The 23,444-nt window shown below is 66.9% G+C and carries 25 protein-coding genes, 6 tRNA genes and 1 riboswitch; of the genes, 11 read left to right on the top strand and 20 right to left on the bottom strand.

Annotation, left to right across the window (positions count from 1 at the left end; all coding sequences use genetic code 11):
* Positions 1-31 precede the first annotated feature (31 nt).
* On the bottom strand, positions 32-394 hold the full coding sequence (locus ABIN76_RS06790; protein ID WP_346958961.1) for a hypothetical protein: 363 nt from the start codon (positions 392-394) through the stop codon (positions 32-34).
* A 70-nt stretch (positions 395-464) separates the two neighbouring features.
* Here ABIN76_RS06790 and ABIN76_RS06795 point away from each other — a divergent pair, with 70 nt between their 5' ends.
* From ABIN76_RS06795 to ABIN76_RS06805, 3 genes are all read left to right on the top strand, one after another.
* Positions 465-1,160, top strand: a complete 696-nt coding sequence (locus ABIN76_RS06795; protein ID WP_346958962.1) for an RNA polymerase sigma factor — start codon at positions 465-467, stop codon at positions 1,158-1,160.
* On the top strand, positions 1,157-1,816 hold the full coding sequence (locus ABIN76_RS06800; RefSeq protein ID WP_346958963.1) for a hypothetical protein: 660 nt from the start codon (positions 1,157-1,159) through the stop codon (positions 1,814-1,816). The genes ABIN76_RS06795 and ABIN76_RS06800 overlap by 4 nt, the downstream gene beginning before the upstream one ends.
* Positions 1,817-2,006: 190 nt before the next feature.
* The gene (locus tag ABIN76_RS06805) at positions 2,007-2,480 is read left to right on the top strand and encodes a hypothetical protein (protein ID WP_346958964.1); all 474 of its coding nucleotides are present in this window, start codon (positions 2,007-2,009) and stop codon (positions 2,478-2,480) included.
* A gap of 92 nt (positions 2,481-2,572) precedes the next feature.
* Here ABIN76_RS06805 and ABIN76_RS06810 read toward each other — a convergent pair whose 3' ends face one another.
* The 5 genes from ABIN76_RS06810 to ABIN76_RS06830 all read right to left on the bottom strand — a co-directional run bounded on the left by ABIN76_RS06810 (position 2,573) and on the right by ABIN76_RS06830 (position 8,250).
* Entirely contained in the window at positions 2,573-3,184 is a 612-nt protein-coding gene (locus tag ABIN76_RS06810; protein WP_346958965.1) for a recombinase family protein, read from the bottom strand.
* Positions 3,185-3,297: 113 nt separating this feature from the next.
* Positions 3,298-4,458 carry a TniQ family protein gene (locus tag ABIN76_RS06815; RefSeq protein ID WP_346959127.1) on the bottom strand — a complete coding sequence of 387 codons (1,161 nt, stop codon included), beginning with the start codon at positions 4,456-4,458 and terminating at the stop codon, positions 3,298-3,300.
* A 27-nt stretch (positions 4,459-4,485) separates the two neighbouring features.
* Entirely contained in the window at positions 4,486-5,394 is a 909-nt protein-coding gene (locus ABIN76_RS06820) for a TniB family NTP-binding protein (RefSeq protein WP_346959128.1), read from the bottom strand.
* Positions 5,395-5,396: 2 nt separating this feature from the next.
* Positions 5,397-7,040: a DDE-type integrase/transposase/recombinase gene (locus ABIN76_RS06825; RefSeq protein WP_346959129.1), complete on the bottom strand. Its 1,644-nt coding sequence runs from the start codon at positions 7,038-7,040 to the stop codon at positions 5,397-5,399.
* Between the two features lie 256 nt (positions 7,041-7,296).
* Entirely contained in the window at positions 7,297-8,250 is a 954-nt protein-coding gene (locus ABIN76_RS06830) for a LysR family transcriptional regulator (protein ID WP_346958966.1), read from the bottom strand.
* A 106-nt stretch (positions 8,251-8,356) separates the two neighbouring features.
* On the opposite strand from ABIN76_RS06830, the gene ABIN76_RS06835 reads away from it, so the two are divergent.
* The gene (locus tag ABIN76_RS06835; protein WP_346958967.1) at positions 8,357-9,544 is read left to right on the top strand and encodes a TDT family transporter; all 1,188 of its coding nucleotides are present in this window, start codon (positions 8,357-8,359) and stop codon (positions 9,542-9,544) included.
* Between the two features lie 156 nt (positions 9,545-9,700).
* Positions 9,701-10,240 carry a DUF3105 domain-containing protein gene (locus tag ABIN76_RS06840; protein WP_346958968.1) on the top strand — a complete coding sequence of 180 codons (540 nt, stop codon included), beginning with the start codon at positions 9,701-9,703 and terminating at the stop codon, positions 10,238-10,240.
* A gap of 463 nt (positions 10,241-10,703) precedes the next feature.
* Here the strand turns inward: ABIN76_RS06840 and hisF are convergent, their stop codons facing one another.
* The 14 genes from hisF to ABIN76_RS06910 all read right to left on the bottom strand — a co-directional run bounded on the left by hisF (position 10,704) and on the right by ABIN76_RS06910 (position 21,860).
* Complete coding sequence (gene hisF / locus ABIN76_RS06845) at positions 10,704-11,480, bottom strand: imidazole glycerol phosphate synthase subunit HisF (RefSeq protein ID WP_346958969.1); 777 nt, start codon at positions 11,478-11,480, stop codon at positions 10,704-10,706.
* Between the two features lie 48 nt (positions 11,481-11,528).
* Positions 11,529-12,371 (bottom strand): ATP phosphoribosyltransferase, encoded by an 843-nt coding sequence (hisG, locus tag ABIN76_RS06850; RefSeq protein WP_138769531.1) that lies wholly within the window; start codon positions 12,369-12,371, stop codon positions 11,529-11,531.
* Between the two features lie 103 nt (positions 12,372-12,474).
* Positions 12,475-12,738 (bottom strand): phosphoribosyl-ATP diphosphatase, encoded by a 264-nt coding sequence (locus ABIN76_RS06855; RefSeq protein ID WP_024367461.1) that lies wholly within the window; start codon positions 12,736-12,738, stop codon positions 12,475-12,477.
* Positions 12,739-12,819: 81 nt separating this feature from the next.
* Positions 12,820-13,305 (bottom strand): 6,7-dimethyl-8-ribityllumazine synthase, encoded by a 486-nt coding sequence (gene ribH, locus ABIN76_RS06860; protein ID WP_175321713.1) that lies wholly within the window; start codon positions 13,303-13,305, stop codon positions 12,820-12,822.
* 44 nt (positions 13,306-13,349) lie between these two features.
* Positions 13,350-14,045: a GTP cyclohydrolase II gene (gene ribA, locus ABIN76_RS06865; RefSeq protein ID WP_346958970.1), complete on the bottom strand. Its 696-nt coding sequence runs from the start codon at positions 14,043-14,045 to the stop codon at positions 13,350-13,352.
* 21 nt (positions 14,046-14,066) lie between these two features.
* Positions 14,067-14,750 (bottom strand): 3,4-dihydroxy-2-butanone-4-phosphate synthase, encoded by a 684-nt coding sequence (gene ribB / locus ABIN76_RS06870; protein WP_346958971.1) that lies wholly within the window; start codon positions 14,748-14,750, stop codon positions 14,067-14,069.
* The gene (locus ABIN76_RS06875; protein ID WP_346958972.1) at positions 14,747-15,385 is read right to left on the bottom strand and encodes a riboflavin synthase; all 639 of its coding nucleotides are present in this window, start codon (positions 15,383-15,385) and stop codon (positions 14,747-14,749) included. Before ABIN76_RS06875 ends, ribB begins: the two co-directional genes overlap by 4 nt.
* Complete coding sequence (gene ribD / locus ABIN76_RS06880; RefSeq protein WP_346959130.1) at positions 15,385-16,449, bottom strand: bifunctional diaminohydroxyphosphoribosylaminopyrimidine deaminase/5-amino-6-(5-phosphoribosylamino)uracil reductase RibD; 1,065 nt, start codon at positions 16,447-16,449, stop codon at positions 15,385-15,387. The genes ABIN76_RS06875 and ribD overlap by 1 nt, the downstream gene beginning before the upstream one ends.
* Before the next feature lie 255 nt (positions 16,450-16,704).
* Positions 16,705-16,858, bottom strand: a riboswitch (FMN riboswitch).
* 82 nt (positions 16,859-16,940) lie between these two features.
* Positions 16,941-17,597: a ribulose-phosphate 3-epimerase gene (gene rpe, locus ABIN76_RS06885; RefSeq protein WP_346958973.1), complete on the bottom strand. Its 657-nt coding sequence runs from the start codon at positions 17,595-17,597 to the stop codon at positions 16,941-16,943.
* 63 nt (positions 17,598-17,660) lie between these two features.
* Complete coding sequence (locus ABIN76_RS06890; protein WP_346958974.1) at positions 17,661-19,283, bottom strand: transcription antitermination factor NusB; 1,623 nt, start codon at positions 19,281-19,283, stop codon at positions 17,661-17,663.
* Positions 19,280-20,200, bottom strand: coding sequence for a methionyl-tRNA formyltransferase (gene fmt / locus ABIN76_RS06895; RefSeq protein WP_346958975.1), 921 nt, complete (start codon positions 20,198-20,200; stop codon positions 19,280-19,282). Before fmt ends, ABIN76_RS06890 begins: the two co-directional genes overlap by 4 nt.
* Positions 20,197-20,772, bottom strand: coding sequence for a peptide deformylase (gene def / locus ABIN76_RS06900; RefSeq protein ID WP_346958976.1), 576 nt, complete (start codon positions 20,770-20,772; stop codon positions 20,197-20,199). Before def ends, fmt begins: the two co-directional genes overlap by 4 nt.
* Before the next feature lie 70 nt (positions 20,773-20,842).
* Positions 20,843-21,688 (bottom strand): cytochrome, encoded by an 846-nt coding sequence (locus ABIN76_RS06905; RefSeq protein ID WP_346958977.1) that lies wholly within the window; start codon positions 21,686-21,688, stop codon positions 20,843-20,845.
* Between the two features lie 100 nt (positions 21,689-21,788).
* Positions 21,789-21,860, bottom strand: a tRNA-Val gene (locus ABIN76_RS06910).
* 471 nt (positions 21,861-22,331) lie between these two features.
* On the opposite strand from ABIN76_RS06910, the gene ABIN76_RS06915 reads away from it, so the two are divergent.
* The 6 genes from ABIN76_RS06915 (at position 22,332) to ABIN76_RS06940 (ending at position 23,315) form a co-directional block, all read left to right on the top strand.
* Positions 22,332-22,404: transfer RNA gene (locus ABIN76_RS06915), tRNA-Gly, on the top strand.
* A gap of 47 nt (positions 22,405-22,451) precedes the next feature.
* A tRNA-Cys gene (locus ABIN76_RS06920) sits at positions 22,452-22,522 on the top strand.
* Between the two features lie 40 nt (positions 22,523-22,562).
* Positions 22,563-22,637: transfer RNA gene (locus ABIN76_RS06925), tRNA-Val, on the top strand.
* A 57-nt stretch (positions 22,638-22,694) separates the two neighbouring features.
* Positions 22,695-22,767 (top strand) — tRNA-Gly (locus tag ABIN76_RS06930).
* Positions 22,768-22,814: 47 nt separating this feature from the next.
* Positions 22,815-22,889: transfer RNA gene (locus ABIN76_RS06935), tRNA-Val, on the top strand.
* Positions 22,890-23,048: 159 nt separating this feature from the next.
* Positions 23,049-23,315 carry an antitoxin gene (locus ABIN76_RS06940; protein ID WP_346958978.1) on the top strand — a complete coding sequence of 89 codons (267 nt, stop codon included), beginning with the start codon at positions 23,049-23,051 and terminating at the stop codon, positions 23,313-23,315.
* The last annotated feature ends 129 nt before the right edge of the window (positions 23,316-23,444 follow it).

Raw genomic sequence — 23,444 nt, forward strand, 5'->3', positions numbered from 1 at the left:
CCACTCACTCGGGACCGCGCCGGGGAGCGGGCTAGCCGGCCTTCGGCGTGTAGTCCGGGTAGTAGCGCTGGATCTCGCTGACCGTTTTCCCTGCGGCGATCATGCGTTCAACAGGCATGAGGCTGCGGACTTCATCGTCGCTTGAACGGACACTGTTCCACGGGCCGATGGTCTGATAGCAGAAGTCGTTGGGGTCGGCCAACCGCGTGTCGTCGTAGCATTCCGGATGGTCCGGATCGTTCGATACCGGCTGTGCTGATGCGGGCTGCACCTGCCTGGTTTCTTTCTGGGCGGCGGCGCCGGTGAGAGCGGAGCCACTGGCGGCGGCCGCCCCGAGTCCCAGCATGAGTGTTAGTGCCAATGAACCGGCAATGGCCTTCGTCCTGCGAATCATCGTTCCCCCAAAATTCGGTACGCGGCTTCGGAGGGATCAATGTAGCACCCTCCATCGCAGGAGGCATCGGGTGGCGGCGGCTGATGGAGCCGACGGACACGAACGTCAAAGAATCTCAAAGTCGAGGGAACTTTTCCAGAGGCACCGGACACTACTAGGTATGAACGAATTGGGGGAACAGGATGCTGAGCTGTGGGAAAGGTGCGTCAACGGTGATCCAGATGCTCTGGGAACTTTGTTTGACCGGCACTCGGATGCCGTCTTCCGGTACTGCCTCAGCAGAACCGGGTCGTGGCACGATGCTGAAGAGCTTGTATCGGTCACGTTCCTGGAGGCGTGGCGGCAGCGCCAGGGTCTAAGCCTGCAGCGGGATTCCCTTCTTCCCTGGCTGCTGGGGGTGGCAACGAACGCGGCAAGGAACAAGGCCCGTTCCATCCGCAGACATGAGCAGTTTTTAGGCAGGCTCCCGCATTCCCTGGTCGTTCCGGATCATTCCACCGCTACGGACGAGCGGATGGACACCGAACGGCAGGTCAGGAATCTCCTGGACGGGTCCGCCGGACTCAACGCCGGTGAGCGCGACGTCCTCCTGCTGTGCGTGATGAACGGCTACAGCTATGAGGAAACCGCCGAGGCACTGGGCATCCGAATCGGCACCGTCCGTTCGCGTGTGAACCGGGCCAAGAAAAAACTCCGCGCCGCCGCCCCACATCTCCTCGACCGCGCCGGGGACTCCGCAACAATCCTGGAATCGAGGCTGTCATGAACCTTTCAGACGTCCGCTATCCCGCCGACACGAAGACCGCAGTCCGGAACCTGCTCATCCAGGAAGCCCGCCGGGCGCCCAAGCCCGCCCCGCGGTGGCGCAAGCCTGTAATGCTGACCTTCGCCGGGCTGGCACTGGCCGGCACCACGGCCGCCGGGGTCTACGTGGCATTGGCGCCCGTGGACGATAAACGAGAGGTCCGGTGCTATTTCCGCGCCGATCTGGAAAGAACGTACCCGGCGCCGAACGCGCCCGGGATCACCATGCCCCCGTACATGTTGACCGGCATCATGGCGACCGGATTCGACGCCAACAACAACCCAACCCCGGACGACCCCAGCTCCGGGATGGTTCAGATCACCGACCCGATTGCCACCTGTTCGGACCTGTGGGACAGGAACCTCATGAATCCGGGGGGGATCACCGCCGACCTCATCCCCGCAGATTTCACCGCCCCGCCCGCACCTGCCGCCCCAACATGGAACGGCCTGGATCGGGATGCTCAAGGGAACCCGCTTATCCCGGAGCAGTCTGACATCGGCCCCGGCCACTACGTCCCGCACCTCACCGAGTGCGTGGTCGAGAACTCTGTCGCCGTCATCCCCGGGCCTGCCCAGGTGTGCGCCCAGCTCGGAATCCCCGCCCTCGAAAAATAGTCACCGACCACTGACGGAAATGAAGGAGCACATGAAAACCTCGACCACAACACTCACCTTGGCGGCCCTCGTGGCCGCGGCCGGTCTCTTGACGGCCTCAACGACACTGACGGCCGCCGTCGCATCCCAAACCGAATCATCAGCTGTTCGCCCAGCCTTACACGCCACGGCGACCAGCACTTCCGGTGCCGTGGAAGACACCAGGGACATCCGCTGCTACTTCCGCGCCGAGCTGGACCGCACCTACCCGGCACCGAACGCGCCAGGTATCACCATGCCGCCGTTCCTTCTGACCGGCACCATGGCCTCCGGATTCGACGGCAACCACAACCCCACCCCCCAGGATCCAAGAGCGGGAATGCTGCCCATCGCCGACCCGGCCGCCGCCTGCACCGATCTGTGGGACAGAAACTTCATGAACCCGGGTGGGATCACCTCTGACTTCATCCCTGCTGACTTCATCACCCCACCCGGCACAGCCGGCGGCTGGGACGGAAGAAGCACGGACGCCCAAGGCAAGCCGCTCATCTCCGGTCCGTCCGAGCACCACGCCGGACACTACGTCCCGCAACTCACGGAATGCGTCATCGAAGGAACCGTCAGCGTCATCCCCGGAACCGCCGACATTTGCAGCAAGCTCGGGATTCCCTCACTGGTGAAATAGCTTGGTCCTGGCGTCCTGGCGTCCTGGCGTCCTGGCGTCCTGGCGTCCTGGGGTAGCAGTTGCCTCTCAGAGTAAATCGCGCATTTGGACGTCTACCGTGAAAGCAGCTTTTCGCCGTCCGGGCGTAGTTCGCCGGTGGGCGATACGTGTCGGTACAGGGTCTGGCGCGATATGCCCAATTCGATGCAGAGATCGCCGACCTTTGTATCCGGCTTACCCATGGAGGCCAGGGCGAGCCGGAGTTTAGCGGGAGTCATCTTGTAGGGGCGTCCGCCGTTCCGGCCGCGGGCACGTGCGGAGGCGAGTCCCGCGAGTGTGCGTTCGGAGATGAGTTCGCGTTCGAATTCGGCCAAGGCGGCGAAGATTCCGAAGACCAGCTTTCCAGAGGCGGTGGTGGTGTCGATGGCGGCGCCCTGCCCCGTCAGGACCTTCAGACCGATCCCGCGTTCGGTCAGGTCGTGGACGATGTTGACCAGGTGCCGCAGGTCCCGGCCCAGCCGGTCCAGTTTCCAGACGACCAGGGTGTCTCCGTGGCGCAAGGCTTTGAGGCAGGCGGCCAGTTCGGGCCTGTCATCCTTCTTGCCCGAGGCCCTGTCTTCATAGAGGGAGTCCTTGTCGATGCCGGCGGCCAGGAGCGCGTCGCGCTGCAGGTCCGTGGTCTGGGAGCCGTCGGCCTTTGAGACGCGCATATATCCGACAAGCACGGCATGTCCCCTTAGTCATTTATACGTTCGTTTAAGTGACAGGCCGATTCCAAATCGAACTGGAAACGAAATATGTCACTTAACCCGTTATTTATTCTAAGTCAGGCAAAGGGTCATTGATTCTCTGTTTGTGACAAAAAGTCGAGGGGTATGTGAAGCTCGGCGAAGGTTTCCCGGAGACTGCCCACGGATTCTTCACTCCGGCATCCGTACCGTGCGAAGTCGTAGAGCTGCTGCGCGACGAGCGGGTCTACTTTGGCTGCTGCGATGCAGACTTCCAGTGCGTCCGTTGCCTGTTTCCAGAGCTCATCGAGAGTCGGCTTCTCTTGAGCGGTTGCTGTCCGCGTGCCGGGCCGGGTTCCGTCGCTGATCCGGGGGTTCGGTTCGGGACGCAGGAGGTGCGCGGAGGTACCCAGAGCGGTCAGTGAGCCGGCTTCGATCAGTTCCATTGCGGCGGCGGCTGCTCCGAGCAGCTGCTGCTGGGCGGGCCAATTAAGGGTCTCGAACGGCTGCCACGAATACAGGCCGGCCCGAAAAGGGTGGCCGCAGTGTTCCCAGACACGACGCACGTCGTCCAGTTGCCGGCTATATCGTCCCTGCGCGGTGGTGAGTTCGTCCAGGAGGGTCCGCAACAGCCGGAACCAGATGCCGGCGTGAACCGGATACCGGGGAAGGTCGACGGAACCGGTGGTTATCGCCTGCCAGGTCCGCCGGTCCATGAGGGACAGCGACTCCGGCAGTGGCCGCTGGTCATGGGCGGGAGTTACCCACAGAATGTGATCAGGAGGATGTCCTTCGTAGGTTTCGAGCCGGCGCCCGTGGACCAGGCAGCTGGCCATGAGTGGCAATTGCCAGAAGAGCAGTAGCGCCGGGCTGGATTCCAGGCAGTCCGGGCATCCCCGCCGTGTCCCGGTTTCCGGCAACCATGGCCGCCACTTTCGCGGGGCGTAGATATTGCGCCGCTTCGGCGGCAGGAGCACCGAGAGCTGGTGCACGTAGGTTTCGTAAGCGCCGGGGGCATGGATGAGGCTGTCGAAGAGCCATGGCACCCAGGCGGCCATGGTCATGGCGTTTACGCGGTGTTGGTCAAGACCGGTGCGCTTGGCGAGCTCTTCGAGCAGGTCCGTCGGCGGGTTCAGATCCAGCTCGGGGTCGCTGAGTTCCCTTTGGCCGAGTCCGTGTTCGAGCATCGCGTCGGAGTACATGCCGTAGCTGGCAGCGATCCGCCGCAGCCAGGAAGACAACGATTCCATTTCTACAGGTGCCGGGTGCAGGGTGCAGGGGCCAGCGTTCCGGCGGTCTCACATCAGTTCGCGTTCGAACAAGCGCCGCCGTTCGGTGGGTCCTGCGTAGTCGGCCATGACCAGGGTGCGGCGATTGATGCGTTCTTCACCGCTTTCCACGGCGGCGATCGCCGCGGTGGTCAAGAGCCGGGTGAGTTCGCCAATGGTTCCCTCGCTTCGGGTTAGCAAGTACTGCGCCATATCGGGGGTAGCGATGTCCGAGGGGCGCTGCAGCGGCAGGGCGGCGGCGAAGCTGGCCAACAACGACAGTGTGTCCTCACCCGTATTCCACAGGGGAAGGACGATGGGTTCGAACCGGTTCTCCAACTGATCATCGGATCTGACCGCGAGATACGCCTCCCGTGTTCCGACACCGATGATCGGGATGCGTAGCTCGTTGCCCAGGAATCGCAGGAGATTGAGGAACTCCCGGCGGCTGTAGCTCTGCCCGGCGAGGACGTTGTGCAGCTCGTCGATGACAAGCATGCGCACTCCCGTTGAACGCAGCAACTTCAGCGAGATCTGCTCCACGTCGGCCAGACGCCGGCGTGGTTGAAGAGGTGCACCCAGCGCCGCCAGGAGCGCGATGTAGAAGCGCAACACGGAAGGCTCGGACGGCATCTGCACGCACAACACCGGAATGTTTTCCCGGTCTGCCTCGGTCACAGGTAGGTGCCCCCGGCGAAACTTTTCCACGATCATCGACTTGCCGTTGTTCGTCGGCCCGATCAGCAACAGGTTCGGCATTCGTTGTTTGTCCGGCCAGCACAGCAGGGTCTCCAGGCGGGCCACCGCCTCCACTGCGCGCGGGTAGCCGATCCACCGGTCGGCCCGGATCAGTTCAACCCGTTCGTTCGCAGGCAATCGGGCCGTGTCCCGCACACTCGGGTGCAGGTGGGACAACTCGGGTGCCTCGTAGTCGGGCATGGTCACCACTGCTCGATCTGATCGAATCGGGGCACCCGGGCCGCGTCCGACACCGTGTCCGGTGCCTGATCAGCAAGGGCTTGCGGCGGGAGCAAAGGGGCTGGTATCCCGCCGCGCCGCGTCGTCGCTGCATTGCGGCGGTCGGCGTCGCGTCGCATGCGCTTGGTTGTTTTCGACGCAGTAGCCGCGATCTCTCTCATCTGCTCGATCGTGCGGAACAATGCCGCCTCATCCACTTGCGCTAGGCCGCGCTCGTGCAGGCGCGCCAATGCGCGTCTGTGCTCCCACAGGCTCACAGACGGGTTCGCCATCGTCCGGTAAGGAACCTCCACATAATGAACCCCCTCCGGTTCCAACGCCCAGATCCGGCTGATGTCCCGGGGGTCCCGACGGATCAGAAACGGCCCAAGCGTGTCGCGCCGGCTGATCCACGGTTTCAGCACGTTCGAGAAATAGTGGACATGGTCGATGACGAATCCCGTTCGCGTCAAGGTACGCCGCACGACGGGAAGGAAGTCGACCAGGAAGGCTGTCGGGTTCAAGGCAACCGCCGGCAGCCCCGTGGCCGCCACTCCTTCTGCCCACCGACCGGTGGGCGTCTGCCCCAAGGTGCTGTGGAGGGTGCCGTGGTAGCTGGTCACGGCCAGGGTCATCCATTTCTCCAGCTCGCGCAGGGTCAGCGCCGCTTTCCGGTCCGAGTCATACCGGCCCCGTTCGACGGGATTGGAAAAGGTGGTTCCGGGAAGTTCGTGGATTTGCTGCATCGCGGTGCCGATCACCCGTTCCACGATCCCGCCATAGTGAGGCCGGCCCGGCGGGCGGTAGGCCAGCTGGATACCGTGTTGCTCGCATCCTCGCCGGAGCGCCTCGCTCTTGAATTCGCTGGCGTTATCCAAGTGCAGCTGTCTCGGCTTCCCGCTCATGGGCCACTGCGCCTCAATACCCAAACTCTCAAGCGATGGCCTTTTGTCAGTGCCGGCATGCGCCAGGCACAGCCCGACCGACACTGCCGAGGGCGCCTCCAGGGTGACGACCATGCCAACAATGCATCGGCTGTAGACATCGATCGCGACAGTCAGATACGGGCGGCCGATCGGTTGGCGCTCCCGTTCGTCGACGACGATGACGTCGATGACCGTGTGATCGATCTGCACCTGTTCCAAAATTGTGCCGATCACCGGCACCTCGTCCCCGGCAGACTGCAACTGCCGCACCGAATTGGGGCCACCCCTGCGCCGGCCTACCTCAACTGGATTCAGCGCCCGGATTCGCCGCTCGACCGTGTTTCGGGCCGGGACAGGGAGCTGTCGTGCGCGGCACGTTGCAGCGATGTCGCGATACACAGCCGCCAAGGTACGTTTCTGCCGGGTCAGGAACTGCTTCCGCACGATCTCGCGGACGACGTCTTCGACTTCGTCCAACAGACGCGCGGTTCCTTTCCCTCCGGAGGAGCGGCCCGGGGCCAAATCCGTCAGCAACCCAGACCCGGCGCGATGGCGTTTGATCAGCACGTATACCTGGCGTCGCGATATGCCCAACGCCAGGGCGGCCGCATCAACTGCCGCCCTGCCGACGACCGCGTGCGCTGCCAGGGGCGTGATCACCGCCGAAACTGACTTCGTCCGGTCCCACAAAGCATCGGGCATGGTCAACGTGCCCGGCTCACGAATGTGTGTAGATTCTGCATCCACTCCGCTACCTCCCTTGGTGTGCAGAGGAGTAGTAAGCAACATCGACATTAGTGCAGAGGAGTATTGAAAAACCAGTGCTCAACACTCGCCTGCACAACCGCGAAAACCGGCGGCCCGCCGTGCAGGCGAGTATGGAAAATGACAGCTTCTTTGTAGCGAATACGGTCGTTTTAGGCAGCCGAACCTCCCTACTTCGCGAAGTCGCCTGGTTTCATGACTTACGGCGGGTGCCGGCTCCCGGGACAGCTCTGGCGGCGATGGCTGCCAGGTCACGGGCCGGTCCGGGCGGTGGTGTGGGGCCGGTCTGCCAAAGGGCGGTCAGGGTGCGGCGCAGGGGTAGCCCGCGGACGGGAACGGCGATGAGCCGTTGCAGGGCGAGGTCGTCGCGGACGGCCAGTGCGCTGAGTACTCCGGGGGCTGTGCCGGCTGCGATGGCGGAGCGGACGGCAGCTGTCGTGGAGAGTTCCACCAGCGAATCTGCCAGGGGCGGGGCCCCTGCGGTGGTGAGCAGGTGTTCGAGGGCGTCCCGGGTTCCGCTGCCGTGTTCCCGGGTGACCAGCGCGGTTGTAGCCAGTTCGGCTGCTGTGACGGGGGTCCGGCGCCGGGCCCAGGGGTGGTCCGGGGCGACGACCACGACCATGTCATCGTTCTGTACCGCCGCTGCGCTCAGGTCCGGGGGAAGGTGCGGGCTTTCGATGAAGCCGATGGCTGCCTGTCCGGATCGGACCAGGGCTACGGTGGCTTCACTGTTGTTCACCGCCAGCTCCACGACCGTGGGGACCAGTCCGAGGGACTCCTGCTGGCGGCGCAGCGCGACCAGCCAGAGCGGCAGCAGGTGTTCGGCGATGGTCTGGCTGGCCGCGACCTTTAGTTGCCGGGCGGTGTCGGATCGGAGCGAGGCGATTCCGGCGTCCAGGCGTTCCGCGGCTGCGAGGACCTCCGCCGCCCACCCTGCGACCAGTGCACCTGATTCTGTCAGGGTGGATCCCCGCGGTGTCCGGGTCAGCAGGGCGGATCCGATCTGGGACTCCAGGGAACGCATCCGGGAGGAGACAGCCTGCTGGGACAGTCCAAGGTGTTTCCCGGCGGCGGAGAGGGATCCCAAATCATGGACCGCGGCAAGCATTTCCAGGGCGGAGAGATCCGGTATCCGGGGGCTGAGCATCGGGGAATCTCCTTCAGAAACGTCACATGTGGTACAAGTCCGGCTTGTACCCTGACAAGTGTATGCCCCCTACTGCGGCAGGTCCCGGTCCGGGAGCATGGAAGGTATGGAATCTCTGCTGCTGACCGCCGACGAACACCACTCCACACCACCGGCACAGACCCGGGGCGGCCGCACCGGGGGCCGGCGCGTCCTGCGCCGTCTGGATAGGCCCTCGGAGCTGTTCGCGAACCTGACCCCGAACTGGTTCGCCTCCATCATGGGAACCGGGATCGTCGCGACCGCCGCCGCGACGCTGCCCCTGCAGTTTCCCGGCCTGCGCACTGGCGCCACCGTCGTCTGGGCTCTGGCGTCCCTGCTGCTGATCCTGCTGAGTGCCGCGACCGGGGTGCACTGGATCCGGCACCGGGAAACCGCCCGAAGCCACCACAGCCATCCGGTGATGGCGCACTTCTACGGCGCACCGCCCATGGCACTGCTCACCGTCGGCGCCGGTACCCTGCTGCTGGGCAAAGACGTCCTGGGCGAACAGCTGGCACTCGGCATCGATACGGTGCTCTGGATCGCCGGGACCCTGCTGGGGCTGGCCAGCGCCGTCGCTGTCCCGTACCTGCAGTTCAGCCGGCACCAGGTCACACAGGACAGTGCGTTCGGCGGCTGGCTTATGCCCGTCGTCCCGCCCATGGTTTCAGCCTCCACCGGGGCCCTGCTGCTGCCCTACGTCCCGGCCGGGCAAGCACGCCTGACCCTGCTGATGGGCTGCTACGCGATGTTCGGACTGAGCCTGCTGGCCTCCATCATCATCACCACACTGATCTGGAACCGCCTCGCCGGGCACAAGATCGGGGCCGCCGCGGCAGTGCCCACCTTGTGGATCGTGCTGGGCCCGCTGGGCCAGTCCATCACCGCCGCGAACCTCCTGGGCGGGAACGCCCACCTCGCCGTGTCCGGGACCCTGGCCCGGGCGATGGAAGCCTTCGGCGTCTTGTACGGGGTGCCGGTTCTGGGCTTCGCGCTCATGTGGGCCGCCCTCGCAACCGCCATCACGATCCGCACCGCCCGTCAGGGCCTGCCGTTCTCCCTGACCTGGTGGTCCTTCACCTTCCCCATCGGAACCTGCGTCACCGGCCTGACCGGCCTCGCCGCCCACACCCACCTCGCCGTGTTCGACGCAATGGCCGTCGCAGGCTACACCCTGCTGGTCGCCGCGTGGATCATCGTCGTCGCGCGGACCTTCCACGGCAGCATCCTCGAAGGCACCCTCTTCCAGAAGCCCGCAACGACCGCACCGTAGGCGGGCCGCAGCGGACCAGCAACCCGTCACGCAAACAAGCAACCGTTAACAGCGCCCGAAGGTGGCCTCATGAAACCCCGGACAACACCCGGTTCACAGCAACGCTCACCCACCAACACAAAAGGGTCCAGGTCGCCCGCCCGATTGCAGCGGCCATTGATCGCCGTCGGCGTGCCACTCCTCCTCGCAGCCGGCGCGCTCACCTACGGGCTCACCGCAAACGGCAGCGGTCAACCGACCCCGTCAGCAGAGAAGGGCCCGACCATGATCGAAGGAGTCATCAGCTATGCCGGCCTGAGCAGGAACCACGTCCAGACCGCGGTGACCTATCCGCAACGTCCCGGCGTCGGCGGAGACCACTCACCGGTGTGGACGAACTGCGGAGCCTACGACCGGCCCGTGCAGGAAACCCGGGCAGTGCACTCCCTTGAACACGGTGCCGTCTGGATCAGCTACCAACCCGGGCTTCCCGCCGATGACATCGCCAAACTCGCCCGGCTTGCAACCAACCAGAGCCACGTGTTGGTCAGTCCCTTTCCCGGACAGGGATCCCTCATCGAAGCAACCGCCTGGGGAAAACAACTAAGCGTCACAGACCCGGCAGATCCGCGGCTGTTCGCATTCATCAAAGCATTTCAGCAGGGTCCGCAGACACCCGAACCCGGCGAGACCTGCAGCGGCGGAGTCAACGGATAAATCAGGAGACATACCGCCGCTCGACCGGTCAGCCCCCAACGCGCGCTGTCCCATGAACTGCCGCGCACCCGTTGATGGCTCCCGGGCGGGACGACAAACCGCCAATCTAAACTGCGATTTAACCGCCAACTCCGACTAAAAGACACAACTACGTCTCGAAACCATCTGGTTGAATCGTTGTGTCCACCTTTAGTTATGAGACACCATCGGTGCCTCGCGGGGTCCGTGCTCCATTTCGGCGAGAACGGCCACGACGGTGAAAAGCCTGGCCCAATGGGAGTGAACCAGCAGGTCTACGTGTTGGCGGTCGGTGGACTGTTGCCGTGTTGAACGCGTGCATAGCGAGCGGTTTCGCCATCCCTGCCCTCCGGACAGATCCGAAACGCCACGCGCTTGGTTGAAGCAGCGGCACACAGGTGGCCAGGGACCTCGGCCGTTCCGAAAGTAGGCGGCGCCGGCCCGTTTAGCGGACTTCGAAGCCTGCCTCGCGGATGGCGGTCTTGACCTGGGCGATCATGTCCAGCGGGCCGAAGTGGAACACCGAGGCGGCCAGCACGGCGTCGGCGCCCGCGGCCACCGCCGGCGGGAAGTGCTCGGGCTTGCCGGCGCCGCCGGAAGCAATCAGTGGCACCTTCACGCTGGCGCGGGCCAGCCGGATCAGTTCCAGGTCGAAGCCGTCCTTGGTGCCGTCGGCGTCGATCGAGTTGAGCAGGATCTCGCCGACCCCGCGGTCGGCGGCCTCCCTCGCCCAGGCCAGGGCGTCGATGCCGGTGCCCTGGCGGCCGCCGTGGGTGGTGACCTCGAACCCGGACGGGGTCGGCTGCGAGCCGGGCCGGGTGCGCCGGGCGTCGAGGGAAAGCACCAGGACCTGCGAACCGAAGTGCCGGGTGATCTCGTCGATCACGTCAGGCCGGGCGACGGCCGCGGTGTTGATGGCCGCCTTGTCCGCGCCGAAGCGCAGCAGTTTGTCCACCTCGGCGACGCCACGGACGCCGCCGCCGACGGTCAGCGGGATAAAGACTTCCTCCGCGGTGCGGCGGACGACGTCGAAGGTGGTTTCGCGGTTGCCGGAGGACGCGGTGACGTCCAGGAAGGTCAGCTCATCGGCGCCGCCGTTGTCGTAGCGGTGCGCGAGCTCGACGGGGTCGCCGGCGTCGCGCAGGCCTTCGAAGTTGATCCCCTTGACCACGCGGCCGGCGTCGACGTCCAGGCACGGGATAACGCGGACGGCTACGGACATGGCTGCTCCTGGAATTTGCTCACGGCTGAGGGCTTCACGGACGGGACGCTAGATCCGGCAGGCGTGGATGCTGCTGACCAGGATGGCGCGGGCACCGAGGTCGTAGAGCTCGTCCATGATCCGGTTGGTTTCCTTCTTGGGCACCATGGACCGGACGGCCACCCAGTCCGAATCGCGCAGCGGCGAGACGGTGGGCGACTCCAGGCCCGGGGTGAGGGCCGCGGCCTGCTCAACGAGCTCCTTGCGGATGTCGTAGTCCATCAGCACGTACTGTCGGGCGACGAGGACACCCTGAAGGCGGCGGATCAGCACCTCGGTGGCCGGGTTCTGCTCGCCCTTGCGGCCGATCAGCACCGATTCGGAGTTCAGGATCGGCTCGCCGAAGATTTCCATCCCGGCGGCCTTGAGAGTGGTGCCGGTTTCGACGACGTCGGCGATCGCGTCCGCGACGCCGAGCCGGACGGAGGATTCGACGGCGCCGTCGAGCCGGACGACCTTGGCGTTGATGCCACGCTGGGCGAGGTAGCCGCGGAGCAGCCCGTCGTAGCTGGTGGCGAGGCGCTTGCCCTCCAGCTGGTCAATGGAGCTGAAGTCCCCGACCGGGCCGGCGAACCGGAACGTGGAGGCGGCGAAGCCCAGTGGCAGCAGCTCCTCGGCCTCCACCTCGGCGTCGAGCAGCAGGTCGCGGCCGGTGATGCCGACGTCCAGCGTGCCCTGGCCGACGTACACGGCGATGTCGCGCGGGCGGAGGAAGAAGAATTCAATATCGTTGTCCGGGTCCACCATGACCAGTTCGCGGCTGTCGCGGCGCTGGCGGTAACCGGCCTCGGCGAGCATGGCGGAGGCGGCTTCGGACAGGGATCCCTTGTTCGGGACGGCAACTCTCAGCATGGGAAGTTCTTTCTGGTTAGGAAGTCATCGGGTGCAGGCACAACGGGCCACGTGGTGCGCCGGGCTGCGCGGACTTCAGTCCGCGCAGCCCGGCGCGACGTGGCTAGAGATGCTTGTAGACGTCTTCCAGGCTGAGTCCTTTGGCGAGCATCAGAACCTGCAGGTGATAGAGCAGCTGCGAAATTTCTTCCGCCGCGGCCTCATCGGATTCGTACTCGGCAGCCATCCAGACTTCGGCTGCTTCCTCCACGACTTTCTTGCCGATGCCGTGGACTCCGGAATCCAGTTCGGCGACGGTGCGGGAGCCCTCCGGGCGGACGGCTGCCTTCTCACTCAGTTCTGCGAACAGCGATTCGAAATTCTTCACACCGTCCAGCCTACTTGTTCACGGCCGGGCCACGCCTGCCGGGCCCCAGCATGACGCCCCGGATGTGAGGGAATACACAGCCTACGAGTACTGCTTGAGCGTGACGGCGGTGGCGAGGGCCGCGGTGACGGCTTCGTGGCCCTTGTCCTCGGTGGAGCCCGGCAGGCCGGCCCGGTCGATGCCCTGCTGTTCGGTATCGCAGGTCAGCACCCCGAAGCCCACCGGCACCCCGGTGCGTACGCTGACCTCGGTCAGGCCGAGGGTGGCGGCTTCGCAGACGTACTCGAAGTGCGGGGTTCCGCCGCGGATCACCACGCCCAGCGCCACGACGGCGTCGAAGTGCGGGGCCAGCCGGGCCGCCGCCACCGGCAGTTCAAAGGTCCCGGGGACGCGCAGGACGGTCGGTTCGGCGATGCCGGCGTCCTTGGCGGCGCGCAGCGCGCCGTCGAGCAGGCCGTCCATGATTTGGGTGTGCCAGCTGGCGGCCACAATGGCCAGTTTCAGCCGGGAGGTCTCGTCGGGCTGGAAGGTGGTGAGGTCGATCTGGGGTGCGCCGTGGCCGCTCATGCAGGTTCCTATGCTGTGGGAGGTGGGGGTCTGGTGGTGGGCTGTTAGCCCTGTTCGTGCTCGAAGCCGAGTTGTCCCGCGGCGGGGGCGGCGGGCTCCATGTCGAGGACCAGGCGGTGGTCCATCCGGTCCTTTTTGGTCTGCAGGTAACGCAGGTTCTGCTCGCGGGAGGGCACCTCGGTGGGTACCATCTCAACGACCTTGACTCCGGCCTGGGCCAGGCGGTCCTGCTTGTCCGGGTTGTTGCTCAGCAGGCGGACCTCGTGCAGGCCCATCTCGGCGAGGATCTGCGCCGCGGCGTTGTAGCAGCGGGCGTCCACCGGCAGGCCCAGCTGCTCGTTGGCCTCCACGGTGTCGAACCCGGCCTCCTGCAGGGCGTAGGCCTTGATCTTATTGGCCAGGCCGATGCCGCGGCCTTCCTGGCCGCGCAGGTAGAGCAAGGTGCCGCCGAATTCGTGGATCATTTCCAGGGCGTAAGCGAGCTGTTCGCCGCAGTCGCAGCGGTACGAACCAAACACGTCCCCGGTGAGGCATTCGGAATGCAGGCGCACCAGGGGTGCCTGGCCGTCCGTGGCCGGCAGCGGGGAGCTGACGGCGAGGTGCTCGGCGCCGGTGTCCAGATCGGTCCAGGCCTGGGCCACGAAGTCACCGTACGCGGTGGGCAACTGGACGATCGGTCCGCCGCTGACCGGATGCGGCTGCTGTCCCGGGGTGGCCGGCTGCGCTTCAGAAGTCGTCATTGTCTCTCCTCAATCAGGGTGTCAGGCGGATTCCGCTGCGTGGCTGCCGGTGTTGCCGGCCTCAAGGTACGCCACCAGGTCGGCAATCGAAATCAGCGGGCAGCCGTGTTCGAGCGCGAAGCCGCGAAGTCCGTCCAGCCGCATCATTTCTCCGTCGTCGTGCACCAGTTCTGCGATAACGCCCACGGGCTCCAGACCGGCCAGCCGGCACAGCTCGACAGCCGCTTCGGTGTGGCCGGGACGCTCCCGCACACCCCCCTTAACGGCGCGAAGTGGGAAAACATGCCCGGGACGGGTCAAAGAATTCGGCTGGCTGGTCGGATCGGCCAGGATCCGGGCCGTCAGGGCGCGGTCGGTGGCGGAGATTCCGGTGCTCACGCCCACGGCCGCGTCGCAGGACACCGTGTACGCGGTGCCCTTTGAGTCCTGGTTGATGGTCACCATCGGCGGCAACGCCAGTGCGTCCGCCCGGTCGCCGGGTAGCGGCACGCAGATGACGCCGGAGCTATACCGGATGGTCCAGCCCATCAGCGCCGGGGTCGCGTGCTGCGCGGCGAAGATGATGTCGCCTTCGTTCTCGCGGTCCTCGTTGTCCACCACCAGCACCGGACGGCCCGCGGCCATGGCACGGATGGCGTCCTCGATCGGGTCCAGCGCCGACGGCGTGTCGACGGCGACACCGCGGTCCTCCTGCAATTTGCTCATGATGCTGCCTCCTGGCCGTGCACGGCCGGCGCGAACGCGAGCAGCCGCTCGGTGTACTTGGCCAGCACATCCACTTCGAGGTTGACGCGGGCGCCGATGGACTTGGCGCCGAGGCCGGTTTCGGCCAGGGTGGTCGGGATCAGGCCGACTTCGAACCACGGGGCCGGCTCGGGCGCCGGGCTCACGGCCGTGACGGTCAAGGAGACGCCGTCGACGGCGATTGAGCCTTTCTCCGCGATGTAGCGGGCCAGCGCGGCCGGCACCCCGAAGCGCAGCCGGTCCCAGTTGCCGAGCGCCTCGCGTTCCAGCAGCTCGCCGACGCCGTCGACGTGCCCCTGCACCACATGGCCGTCGAGCCGTCCGCCGGCCGGGACGCAGCGCTCGAGGTTGACCGGATCGCCTGCGGCCAGTCCGCCGATGGTGCTGCGGACCAGGGTCTCGCCCATCACGTCAACGCTGAAGTCCGTGCCGTCGATGTCCGTGGCGGTCAGGCAGACCCCGTTGACGGCGATCGATCCGCCGTGGGCCAGGCCCTCGGTGCTGCCGGGGGCGTGCAGGCGCAGTGTGGCGCTGGTGTCGCCGTCGCGCTCGACGGACAGCACCTTCCCCTGTTCGGCGATAATTCCGGTAAACATCAGTAGCCTCCTGCGGCGGTGTCCGCGTCGGTGCGCGGGGTGAAATCGGATGAAGTGTCGGTGGCGGGGCGCAGGTGCAGCCGCAGGTCGCGGCCCAGTGTCCGGACGGCGCCGCCGGAAGCGTGGTCCCAGTCCCAGTGCTGGGCGTCGGCGAGGGTGCCGATGCCGAGGTCCTCCAGGGCTGGGGTGCCGGAGCCGAGCAGCGTCGGAGCCAGGTAGACGATGAGCTCGTCGACGAGGCCGGCGGCCAGGAACGCGCTCAGGATCCGCGAGCCGCCCTCCACCATGAGGTGCCGGACGCCGGCGTTGAACAGTTGGTCCAGTGCCTCGCGCGGCTGCCGGGTGGGCAGGTGCAGCACCTTGCCGTCGCCGCCGTTGACCGCGGCGTCCTCGGGGATCCCGCGCAGGCCCATCACCGCGCGCAGCGGCTGCTTGTCCGCGGGTGCGCCGTCGGGGGTGCGGGCGGTCAGCCGCGGGTTGTCCACCAGGACGGTCTGCGTGCCGACCAGGATCGCGTCGATCCGGCCCCGCAGCGCGTGGTTGTCGGCGAGCGATTCGGGGCTGGAAATCCACTGGCTGGTGCCGTCACTGGCCGCGATCCGGCTGTCCAGGGTCTGGGCGATGTGCAGGGTGACGAACGGCCGTTTGGCGGCGACGGCGTCGAACCAGCGCCGGTTGAGCTCCAGGGCAGCCACGGCGCCGAGTCCGGAACGGACCCGGACCCCGGCTGCGCGGAGGGTGGCCGCTCCCCCGGCGGCCGGATCGTGCGGGTCATCGACCGCGTAGACGACGTCGGCGACCCCCGCTTCGATGATCGCCTGGGCGCACGGGCCGGTGCGGCCGCAGTGGTTGCATGGTTCGAGCGTGACCACCATGGTGGTGCCGGTCAGGTCCAGCCCGGCGGCCGCGGCCTGCGCGATCGCGTCGGCCTCCGCGTGCGGGGTGCCGGCGCCGCGGTGGTAGCCGGTGACCAGGGGCGCGCCGTCGGGGCCGATGACAACGGCGCCCACCAGCGGGTTCGCGCCGCGCGGACCCTGCGCCGCCGCAGCGAGGGCCGTGTCCATGGCGGCCGTCTCGGCGGCGCTGAAACCGGCAGCGGCCGCGAAATCCGCCCTGCCCGTCTCATCGATATCCTGCGGCCCGGCGGCCGGCTGCTGAACGCTCATTTGCCGTCCGCCCGGTCCCGTGGGACCGCGGAGTCGGCGAAGAGCCATCGCAAGGGGTTCATGTCTGTCGTTCCTTCCCTCAAGAACCGCGATGGCTCCGGGGGTATACGACAGCGCAATTCCGCGGCGCCGTGGGGCGCCGCAGTAACAGCTGTACGTGCTTCTCTCATCCAGACTTTAACTGTCGGTACCGGAGTTCCACCGGTTCAACCGTCCGCCGTCGGCCTCCCCCAGAGGGAAAGTGACGGCTCGCGGGTCGCGGACTATAACCGCCGGTTCGGACTTACACCGACCCCGGAGCACGTATGTGTGTAGCTATTCTGACACAACCGCCGGTGCCGTCCCGCTATTCCCCGCGGACGGGCGGTACAACCTTCGTCATGTTCGCGTCAGCGGCTGCCGGCAGCCCGGAGCCGCGCGATCGCGTCCGCCGGGTCGTCGGCGCCGTACACCGCGGATCCGGCCACAAAGACGTCCGCGCCTGCCTCGGCGGCACGCCAGATGGTCTTCTCGGTGATGCCGCCGTCCACCTGGAGCTTGATATCTAGGCCGGAAGCGTCGATCGCCGCGCGGGCCCGGCGGATCTTGGGCAGCGTAAGGTCCAGGAATTCCTGGCCGCCAAAACCGGGCTCCACCGTCATGATGAGGATCATGTCCAGCTCGCCGAGCATGTCCAGGAACGGCTCCACGCCGCTGCCGGGCCGCAGCGCCAGGCCCGCCTTGGCGCCGCGCGCGCGCAGCTCACGGGCCAGCTTCACCGGCGCGATCGACGCCTCCGCGTGGAACGTCACCGAAGCCAACCCGGCGTCGGCGTAGGCCGGCGCCCAGCGGTCTGCGTGATCGATCATGAGGTGCGCGTCCAGCGGGATAGGGCTGACTTCCTGCAGCCGCTGGACCACCGGAAGGCCGAGCGAGAGGTTGGGCACGAAGTGGTTGTCCATCACGTCCACGTGCACGGCGTCCGCGGTCCTGATCTTGTGGAGCTCGGACTGCAGGTTTGCGAAGTCCGCCGACAGGATGCTGGGGTGGATGCAGCAGTGGGCCATGGATTTCCTTGTCGTTGTGCTGGTCGGAAAGGTCGGGTAGCTGGTGCCAGTATGGCCCGGGTCTCAGGCTTTTTTGTGGATGAGCGCCAGGAACATGGCGTCCGTCCGGTGCCGGTGCGGCCAGAGCTGGGCGGTGAGGTTGTGGCCGGCCTCGAGGTGGCCGCTGAGGCTGACCGCGTCCAGGGCGGCGCCGGCGTCGAGCAGTTCGAGGTCGTCGCGTTTGCGCAGCGCATCGCTGACGACGGCGGTGGTCTCGGCCGGGTGCGGCGAGCAGGTCACGTACGCTACGACGCCGCCGGGCTTGACCGCGTCCAGGGCGGATTTGAGCAGTTCGCGCTGCAGCGGGCCGAGGTCCACCAGGTCCTTGGGGGTGCGCCGCCAGCGGGATTCCGGCCTCCGGCGCAGCGCGCCCAGCCCGGTGCAGGGCACGTCCACGAGCACCCGGTCGAAGCTTTCCGCCTGCTCGGATCCGACCTCGCGGCCGTCGCCGGTCCGGACATGCCACACCTCGTGCGGGACGGCGGCCAGCGCCTGCCGGACCAGTTTCGCGCGGTGCGGCGCCGGCTCGTTGGCGAGCAGGGTGGCGCCGTGCTGCCGGGCCAGCGCGCCGAGCAGGGCGGCCTTGCCGCCCGGGCCGGCGCAGAGATCAAGCCAGCGTTCGCCGCCGTCGGCGCCCGCCTGGCTGCCAGCGGCGGCCTGGCTGCCCGCGGCGGTTCCCGCGGAAAGGTCCACCGATGCCAGGGCGCGGGCCACCAGCTGGGAGCCGACGTCCTGGACCCGGGTGCTGCCGTCCCGCACGGAGGCGAGCCGGCCCAGGTCACCGCCGCTGGACAGCGCCGATCCTTCCACTAGCTCGCCGGGGGTGGCGCCGCTTTCCAGGGCCTCGTCCAGGCTGCCCAGGCCGGGAAGGGCCACCAGGTTCACTACGGGGGCGGCGTTGTCCGCCTCCAGGAGCTCGTTGATTTCCGTGACCGGGCGGCCGTGCGCCACGAGCGACTGACGGAAGGCGCGCACGATCCACTCCGGGTGGGCGTACCGGACGGAGGCGACCTTGGTTTCATCCTGCTCGTCGCTGAGCAGCAGTTCCAGCCACTCGTCGAGGGTGTGCGCGGAGACCTTGCGGAGCACCGCGTTGATCAGGCCGGACGGGCCGGCGCCGATGACGGCGCGGGCCAGGCCCACGGTTTCGTCGAGGGCGGCATGGGCAGGGACCCGCATGGCGAGGAGCTGGTGGGCGCCGATCCGCAACGCGTCGAGGATCGCCGGGTCCAGCTGGTCCAGCGGGCGGTCCACGCAGCGGGCGAGGATGGCGTCGTAGGTGCCTTGGCCGCGGAGCGCGCCGTAGCTGAGCTCGGTGGCGAACCCGGCGTCGCGCTTGTCCAGTCCGTGGTGCCGGATCCGGGCCGGCAGCACCAGGTTCGCGTAGGCGTCCTCGGCGGCCACCGCGCGCAGCACTTCGAAGGCCACCAGCCGGGCGGGATCGGCGCGCCGGGTGCGCTGCGAAGGGGCGTTTTCGGTGAAGCCGCGCTGCGGTCCGCGGTTCCGTTCGCGTCCCTGCGCGTTCCGCTTGACGCCGCCCCGGGGGCCCTGGCCGCCGCGGCCGCCTTGGCCGGACTTGCCGGAGGACGGGCCGCCGGCGGCAGCGCCGCGTCCCCGGCCGTTGCCGTTGGATCCGGATTCGCTCATTCGAAGACCACGCTTTCCAGTGTTGCCTGTCCGCGCGCCCAATCAGCGGCGGTCATCATTTTTTTGCCTGCGGGCTGGACCCGGGTGAGCTCAATGGGGTGCGAACCGGTCCCGACGAGGACCGCCTTCCCGTCGAGGGCCAGTTGCCCCGGGCGCAGGGCCGGGGCCGCCGGGCGGAGCACCACCGGTTCGAGTTTGACGCGTTGACCCTCGAGTGTGGTCCAGGCTCCGGGTTCCGGCGTCACTCCGCGGGAGCGGCGGCCGATCGCCAGGGCCGGCTGGTGCCAGTCGAGCCTGCCGTCGTCGAGGGTGAGTTTGGGGGCCAGGCTGACCTCTCCCTGCTGCGGGACGGCGGTGGCTTTGCCGGCGTCGACGGCGGACAGGGTCTGGGTCAGCAGCACGGCGCCGCTGTGGGACAGGCGCTCCAACAGCTCGCCGGCAGTGTCAGCCGGCCGGACGGCCTCGGTCAGCGTGCCGTACACCGGTCCGGTGTCCAGGCCCTCTTCGAGCCGGAACGTCACGGCGCCGGTGATGTCGTCCCCGGCGATCAGGGCGCGCTGGACCGGCGCTGCGCCGCGCCAGGCCGGCAACAGCGAGAAGTGCAGGTTGATCCAGCCGTGCCGGGGAATGTCCAGGGCCGCCCGCGGAATGAGTCCGCCGTAGGCCACAATCGCTGCGACATCCGGTGCGGCGGCCTCGATCCTGGCCGTCACACCGGCGTCGACCTTGGCGGCGTGGATGACGTCGATGCCGAGCTCCGCGGCGCGGGCGGCGACCGGCGAGGGTGTGAGGACCCGTTTGCGTCCCAGCGGTGCGTCCGGCCGGGTCAGCACGGCGACGACGTCGAACCCGGCAGCGACGAGGGCATCCAGCGACGGAACGGCGACGGCGGGGGTGCCCGCGAAAAGGACCCTCACTGGCCGGTTCCGAAGGCGGAACCCGCGCCGAAGCTAGAGCCGACGGTCTTGGCCCGCTTCGACGTCGTCTGCTCGGTGATGGAGTCGTAGTTGGCGTTGCGGATGGCGCGCAGGGCGGCCTTGCGGTCCTCGCCGTCGAGCCGGTCGGTGAAGAGGATCCCGTCCAGGTGGTCGGTCTCGTGCTGGAAGACCCGGGCGAGCATGCCTTCGCCTTCGAGCACCACCGGGTTGCCGTGCACGTCGACGCCGGTGACGCGGGTGCTGCGGTGCCGGCGGACCGGGAACCCGAGCCCGGGAATGGACAGGCAGCCTTCCACCTCGTCCGGCTGGAAGTCATCGCTGTTTTCCAGCACCGGGTTGATGATGTGGCCCTCAACCCCGCGGATCCGGTAGGTGAAGACCCGCTGGCTGATCCCGACCTGCGGGGCTGCCAGTCCGGCGCCCTCCACGTCCTCCATGGTTTCGGTCATGTCGGCGACGAGCTTTTCCAGCTCAGGCCCGAATTCCGTCACGGGATCGGCAACTGTGCGCAGCACAGGGTCCCCAATGATGCGGATATTCAAGATGGCCATGGGCGGTGTGTCCTCACGGTGGGCGGCTTCGGGATCCCGTCCAGTTTAGTGGGTGGCGCGGGTTTCCGGCTCAGCGGGCAGCGGGCGGCGCGATCGGCAGCAGGGCCGGTCCGGCGGCCAGGGTGTCCGCAGACATTTCCCAGACGCGCCGCAGCGCGCAGAACTTCCACCAGTGATGCTTGAGCACGTCCGGGTTGGCCCGCTGCGGCCGCACCTCCGTCTCGCCGATGGCCACCGCGAGCAGGATCGGAGAGTCACCGTGCTGCCACGCTTCCCACTCCCCTGCCACCGGGTCCACCAGGCTTTCTTCGGCCTTCATACCCGCCACCAGCTGCATCACCACCTTGTCATCGAGCGGCTTGACGGTGCCGTCCCGGCTGGTCCCCTTGGTCTTGTAGTCGATGAGGCAGGTACGGCCGTTGATTTTCGCCACCAGGTCCAGGGTGCCGGCGTAGCCCACCGTCTTGTTCCAGACCGTGATCTCCGGAGCGACCGGCTCCACCTGGAACAGCTCCCACCACTCGTCAAAGCGCGCGGCGAACGCTTCCTCGCCGTTGGCGGCCAGCGCCTCACGGGTGTCCTTCATCTGGTGCGGGCGGCCGAGCGCCCGCAGGGCCACCTGTTCGCAATAGTTGTGGACGCGGTCGCCGCGCTTGGCGGCGTCGTCCCGGTGCGTTTCGGCTGCCTTGGCGGCCCGGCTGACCGCCTGCCGAATCTTGGCCGGGCTGCCCAGAATGGCCGGCAGCGTTGGATCCGCGGCAAGGCTGTTCGCGCCCATGTAGCCGAACCAGCCGTCCAGGCCGTGGGGCTGCTGGCCGATCACCGTGGTGATGGACGGGACAGAGAACTGCTCCGACGTGGAACGGGCATACATCCGGCCGTATTCGGTGGCATGGGCGAGGAGCGGGGCGGTCATAGAAAAACTCTTTCACAGGGGTCGGACACTGCAGGAAACAGGCCGCGGGAAAACAAAATGGCCCGCCCCGCTCTGTGAGCGGAACGGACCATCTTTCGGGTGGGCGATACTGGGTTCGAACCAGTGACCTCTTCGGTGTGAACGAAGCGCGCTACCACTGCGCCAATCGCCCCGGTGCCATTGAATGCTAGCCCACCCCGGCGGAATTTAGAAATCGGGACTTCCCGCGGCGGCGCCGCCTTGCCTGGTACCGGCCTCGCTGCGACCGATGGACGAAGATGGCCGCTATGCGGGCAACATAGCGGCCACCATTGGCGAATCGTCGGGCCAACTTCCCCTGTGGGCCGCAGAGCCGCGCCCGGCCACGCACCCGGCGCGGCGCCCGGCCGCCGGCGTCGTCCAACCCCACAAGCGCCCGGCCGCCGTCGTCGCCCCACCGCTCAGGCGCCCGCCCCCAACGCCGCCAGACCCGGCGCGAATTACACGTCTGTAATTAGCAAAATCCGCTAGATTGCAGGGAAAGACGGGGGTCAAGCGGCGGGGAACGCGCCCCGATTTGTAAGTTCCCTGAACCTCCTATAGAGTTCTTACTCGTTGGAACGCGAGGAAATGCCGATTACGGCAGGGAATCGCCGGCAACAATGCGGACGTAGCTCAGCTGGTAGAGCACCACCTTGCCAAGGTGGATGTCGCGAGTTCGAATCTCGTCGTCCGCTCGCAGGACACTGTCACGGATATGGTTCTTCTGGAACCGTGTCTACACGGTGGGTTGGCCGAGAGGCGAGGCAGCGGCCTGCAAAGCCGTATACACGGGTTCGAATCCCGTACCCACCTCGGTGAAAACCCTGGTTTCCGGTTCCGGCCGGTTACGAAGGGGCGATTGGCGCAGCGGTAGCGCGCTTCCCTGACACGGAAGAGGTCACTGGTTCGATCCCAGTATCGCCCACCAAAGCAAGGGAACTTGCTTGATCCAGTACCACCGGCCCAGCCGGAACGGACTAAAAATGCGGACGTAGCTCAGCTGGTAGAGCACCACCTTGCCAAGGTGGATGTCGCGAGTTCGAATCTCGTCGTCCGCTCTCTTGTTTCAAAGCTTCACAACACCACTCCGGATCCTTCCGGTTGCGGGCGATTGGCGCAGCGGTAGCGCGCTTCCCTGACACGGAAGAGGTCACTGGTTCGATCCCAGTATCGCCCACCACAAAAGCAGCTCCTTTGGGGCTGCTTTTTTCATTGCCCTCTCCGATCCCCCGCCCAGGGTCTTTCTCCTCTGGGCGTACACCCTTGGCACGTCTTCACCCGGCGGTTAGGATCGAAAGCGCTAGGAGCGATCTGGCTCCGCGACTGAAGGGAGGTGCCCGTGGGTTTAATTGACGATCTAAAGGGCAAGGCTCAGCATCTGATTGGTGGCAACGAACAGGCCATCAAGGACGGCATCGAAAAGGCGGGTGATTTCGTCGATTCGAAGACCGGCGGAAAATACGCCGACAAAGTAGATTCCGCCCAGCGAGGCGCCTCCGGCTTCGTGGACAACGCGGACGGCCGGCCGGCAACGGCCCCCGTCGCAGAGCCGCACGTCGCGGGTGAGCCACCCGTCACCGGGGAACCCCGGCAGCAGGGCCTCTGACCCAGGTACGTCAGCGAGGTGCCGGTCCCGCCGAGAGGCGGCGCCGGCACCTTCGTCGTTTAACGACCGACGCGGGGCCACTTTGGCCCATCCGGAGACTCCGAATCGGCCAAAAGTGACCCCGCGTTG

Origin of the sequence: uncultured Arthrobacter sp. (assembly GCF_964021775.1) — a bacterium.
Classification (GTDB): domain Bacteria; phylum Actinomycetota; class Actinomycetes; order Actinomycetales; family Micrococcaceae; genus Arthrobacter.

What these genes read in the sequence shown, in the direction of transcription:
- ABIN76_RS06905 (WP_346958977.1), bottom strand. Translation starts at nt 21,688, where the DNA reads ATGACCGCCCCGCTCCTCGCCCATGCCACCGAATACGGCCGGATGTAT.
- ABIN76_RS06790 (WP_346958961.1), bottom strand. Translation starts at nt 394, where the DNA reads ATGATTCGCAGGACGAAGGCCATTGCCGGTTCATTGGCACTAACACTC.
- ABIN76_RS06835 (WP_346958967.1), top strand. Translation starts at nt 8,357, where the DNA reads ATGGAATCTCTGCTGCTGACCGCCGACGAACACCACTCCACACCACCG.
- rpe (WP_346958973.1), bottom strand. Translation starts at nt 17,597, where the DNA reads ATGGCCCACTGCTGCATCCACCCCAGCATCCTGTCGGCGGACTTCGCA.
- ribH (WP_175321713.1), bottom strand. Translation starts at nt 13,305, where the DNA reads ATGAGCGGCCACGGCGCACCCCAGATCGACCTCACCACCTTCCAGCCC.
- hisG (WP_138769531.1), bottom strand. Translation starts at nt 12,371, where the DNA reads ATGCTGAGAGTTGCCGTCCCGAACAAGGGATCCCTGTCCGAAGCCGCC.
- ABIN76_RS06875 (WP_346958972.1), bottom strand. Translation starts at nt 15,385, where the DNA reads ATGTTTACCGGAATTATCGCCGAACAGGGGAAGGTGCTGTCCGTCGAG.
- ABIN76_RS06890 (WP_346958974.1), bottom strand. Translation starts at nt 19,283, where the DNA reads ATGAGCGAATCCGGATCCAACGGCAACGGCCGGGGACGCGGCGCTGCC.
- ABIN76_RS06830 (WP_346958966.1), bottom strand. Translation starts at nt 8,250, where the DNA reads ATGCTCAGCCCCCGGATACCGGATCTCTCCGCCCTGGAAATGCTTGCC.
- hisF (WP_346958969.1), bottom strand. Translation starts at nt 11,480, where the DNA reads ATGTCCGTAGCCGTCCGCGTTATCCCGTGCCTGGACGTCGACGCCGGC.
- ABIN76_RS06825 (WP_346959129.1), bottom strand. Translation starts at nt 7,040, where the DNA reads ATGCCCGATGCTTTGTGGGACCGGACGAAGTCAGTTTCGGCGGTGATC.
- def (WP_346958976.1), bottom strand. Translation starts at nt 20,772, where the DNA reads ATGGCCATCTTGAATATCCGCATCATTGGGGACCCTGTGCTGCGCACA.
- ABIN76_RS06820 (WP_346959128.1), bottom strand. Translation starts at nt 5,394, where the DNA reads ATGCCCGACTACGAGGCACCCGAGTTGTCCCACCTGCACCCGAGTGTG.
- ribA (WP_346958970.1), bottom strand. Translation starts at nt 14,045, where the DNA reads ATGACGACTTCTGAAGCGCAGCCGGCCACCCCGGGACAGCAGCCGCAT.
- ribB (WP_346958971.1), bottom strand. Translation starts at nt 14,750, where the DNA reads ATGAGCAAATTGCAGGAGGACCGCGGTGTCGCCGTCGACACGCCGTCG.
- ABIN76_RS06800 (WP_346958963.1), top strand. Translation starts at nt 1,157, where the DNA reads ATGAACCTTTCAGACGTCCGCTATCCCGCCGACACGAAGACCGCAGTC.
- ribD (WP_346959130.1), bottom strand. Translation starts at nt 16,449, where the DNA reads ATGGACACGGCCCTCGCTGCGGCGGCGCAGGGTCCGCGCGGCGCGAAC.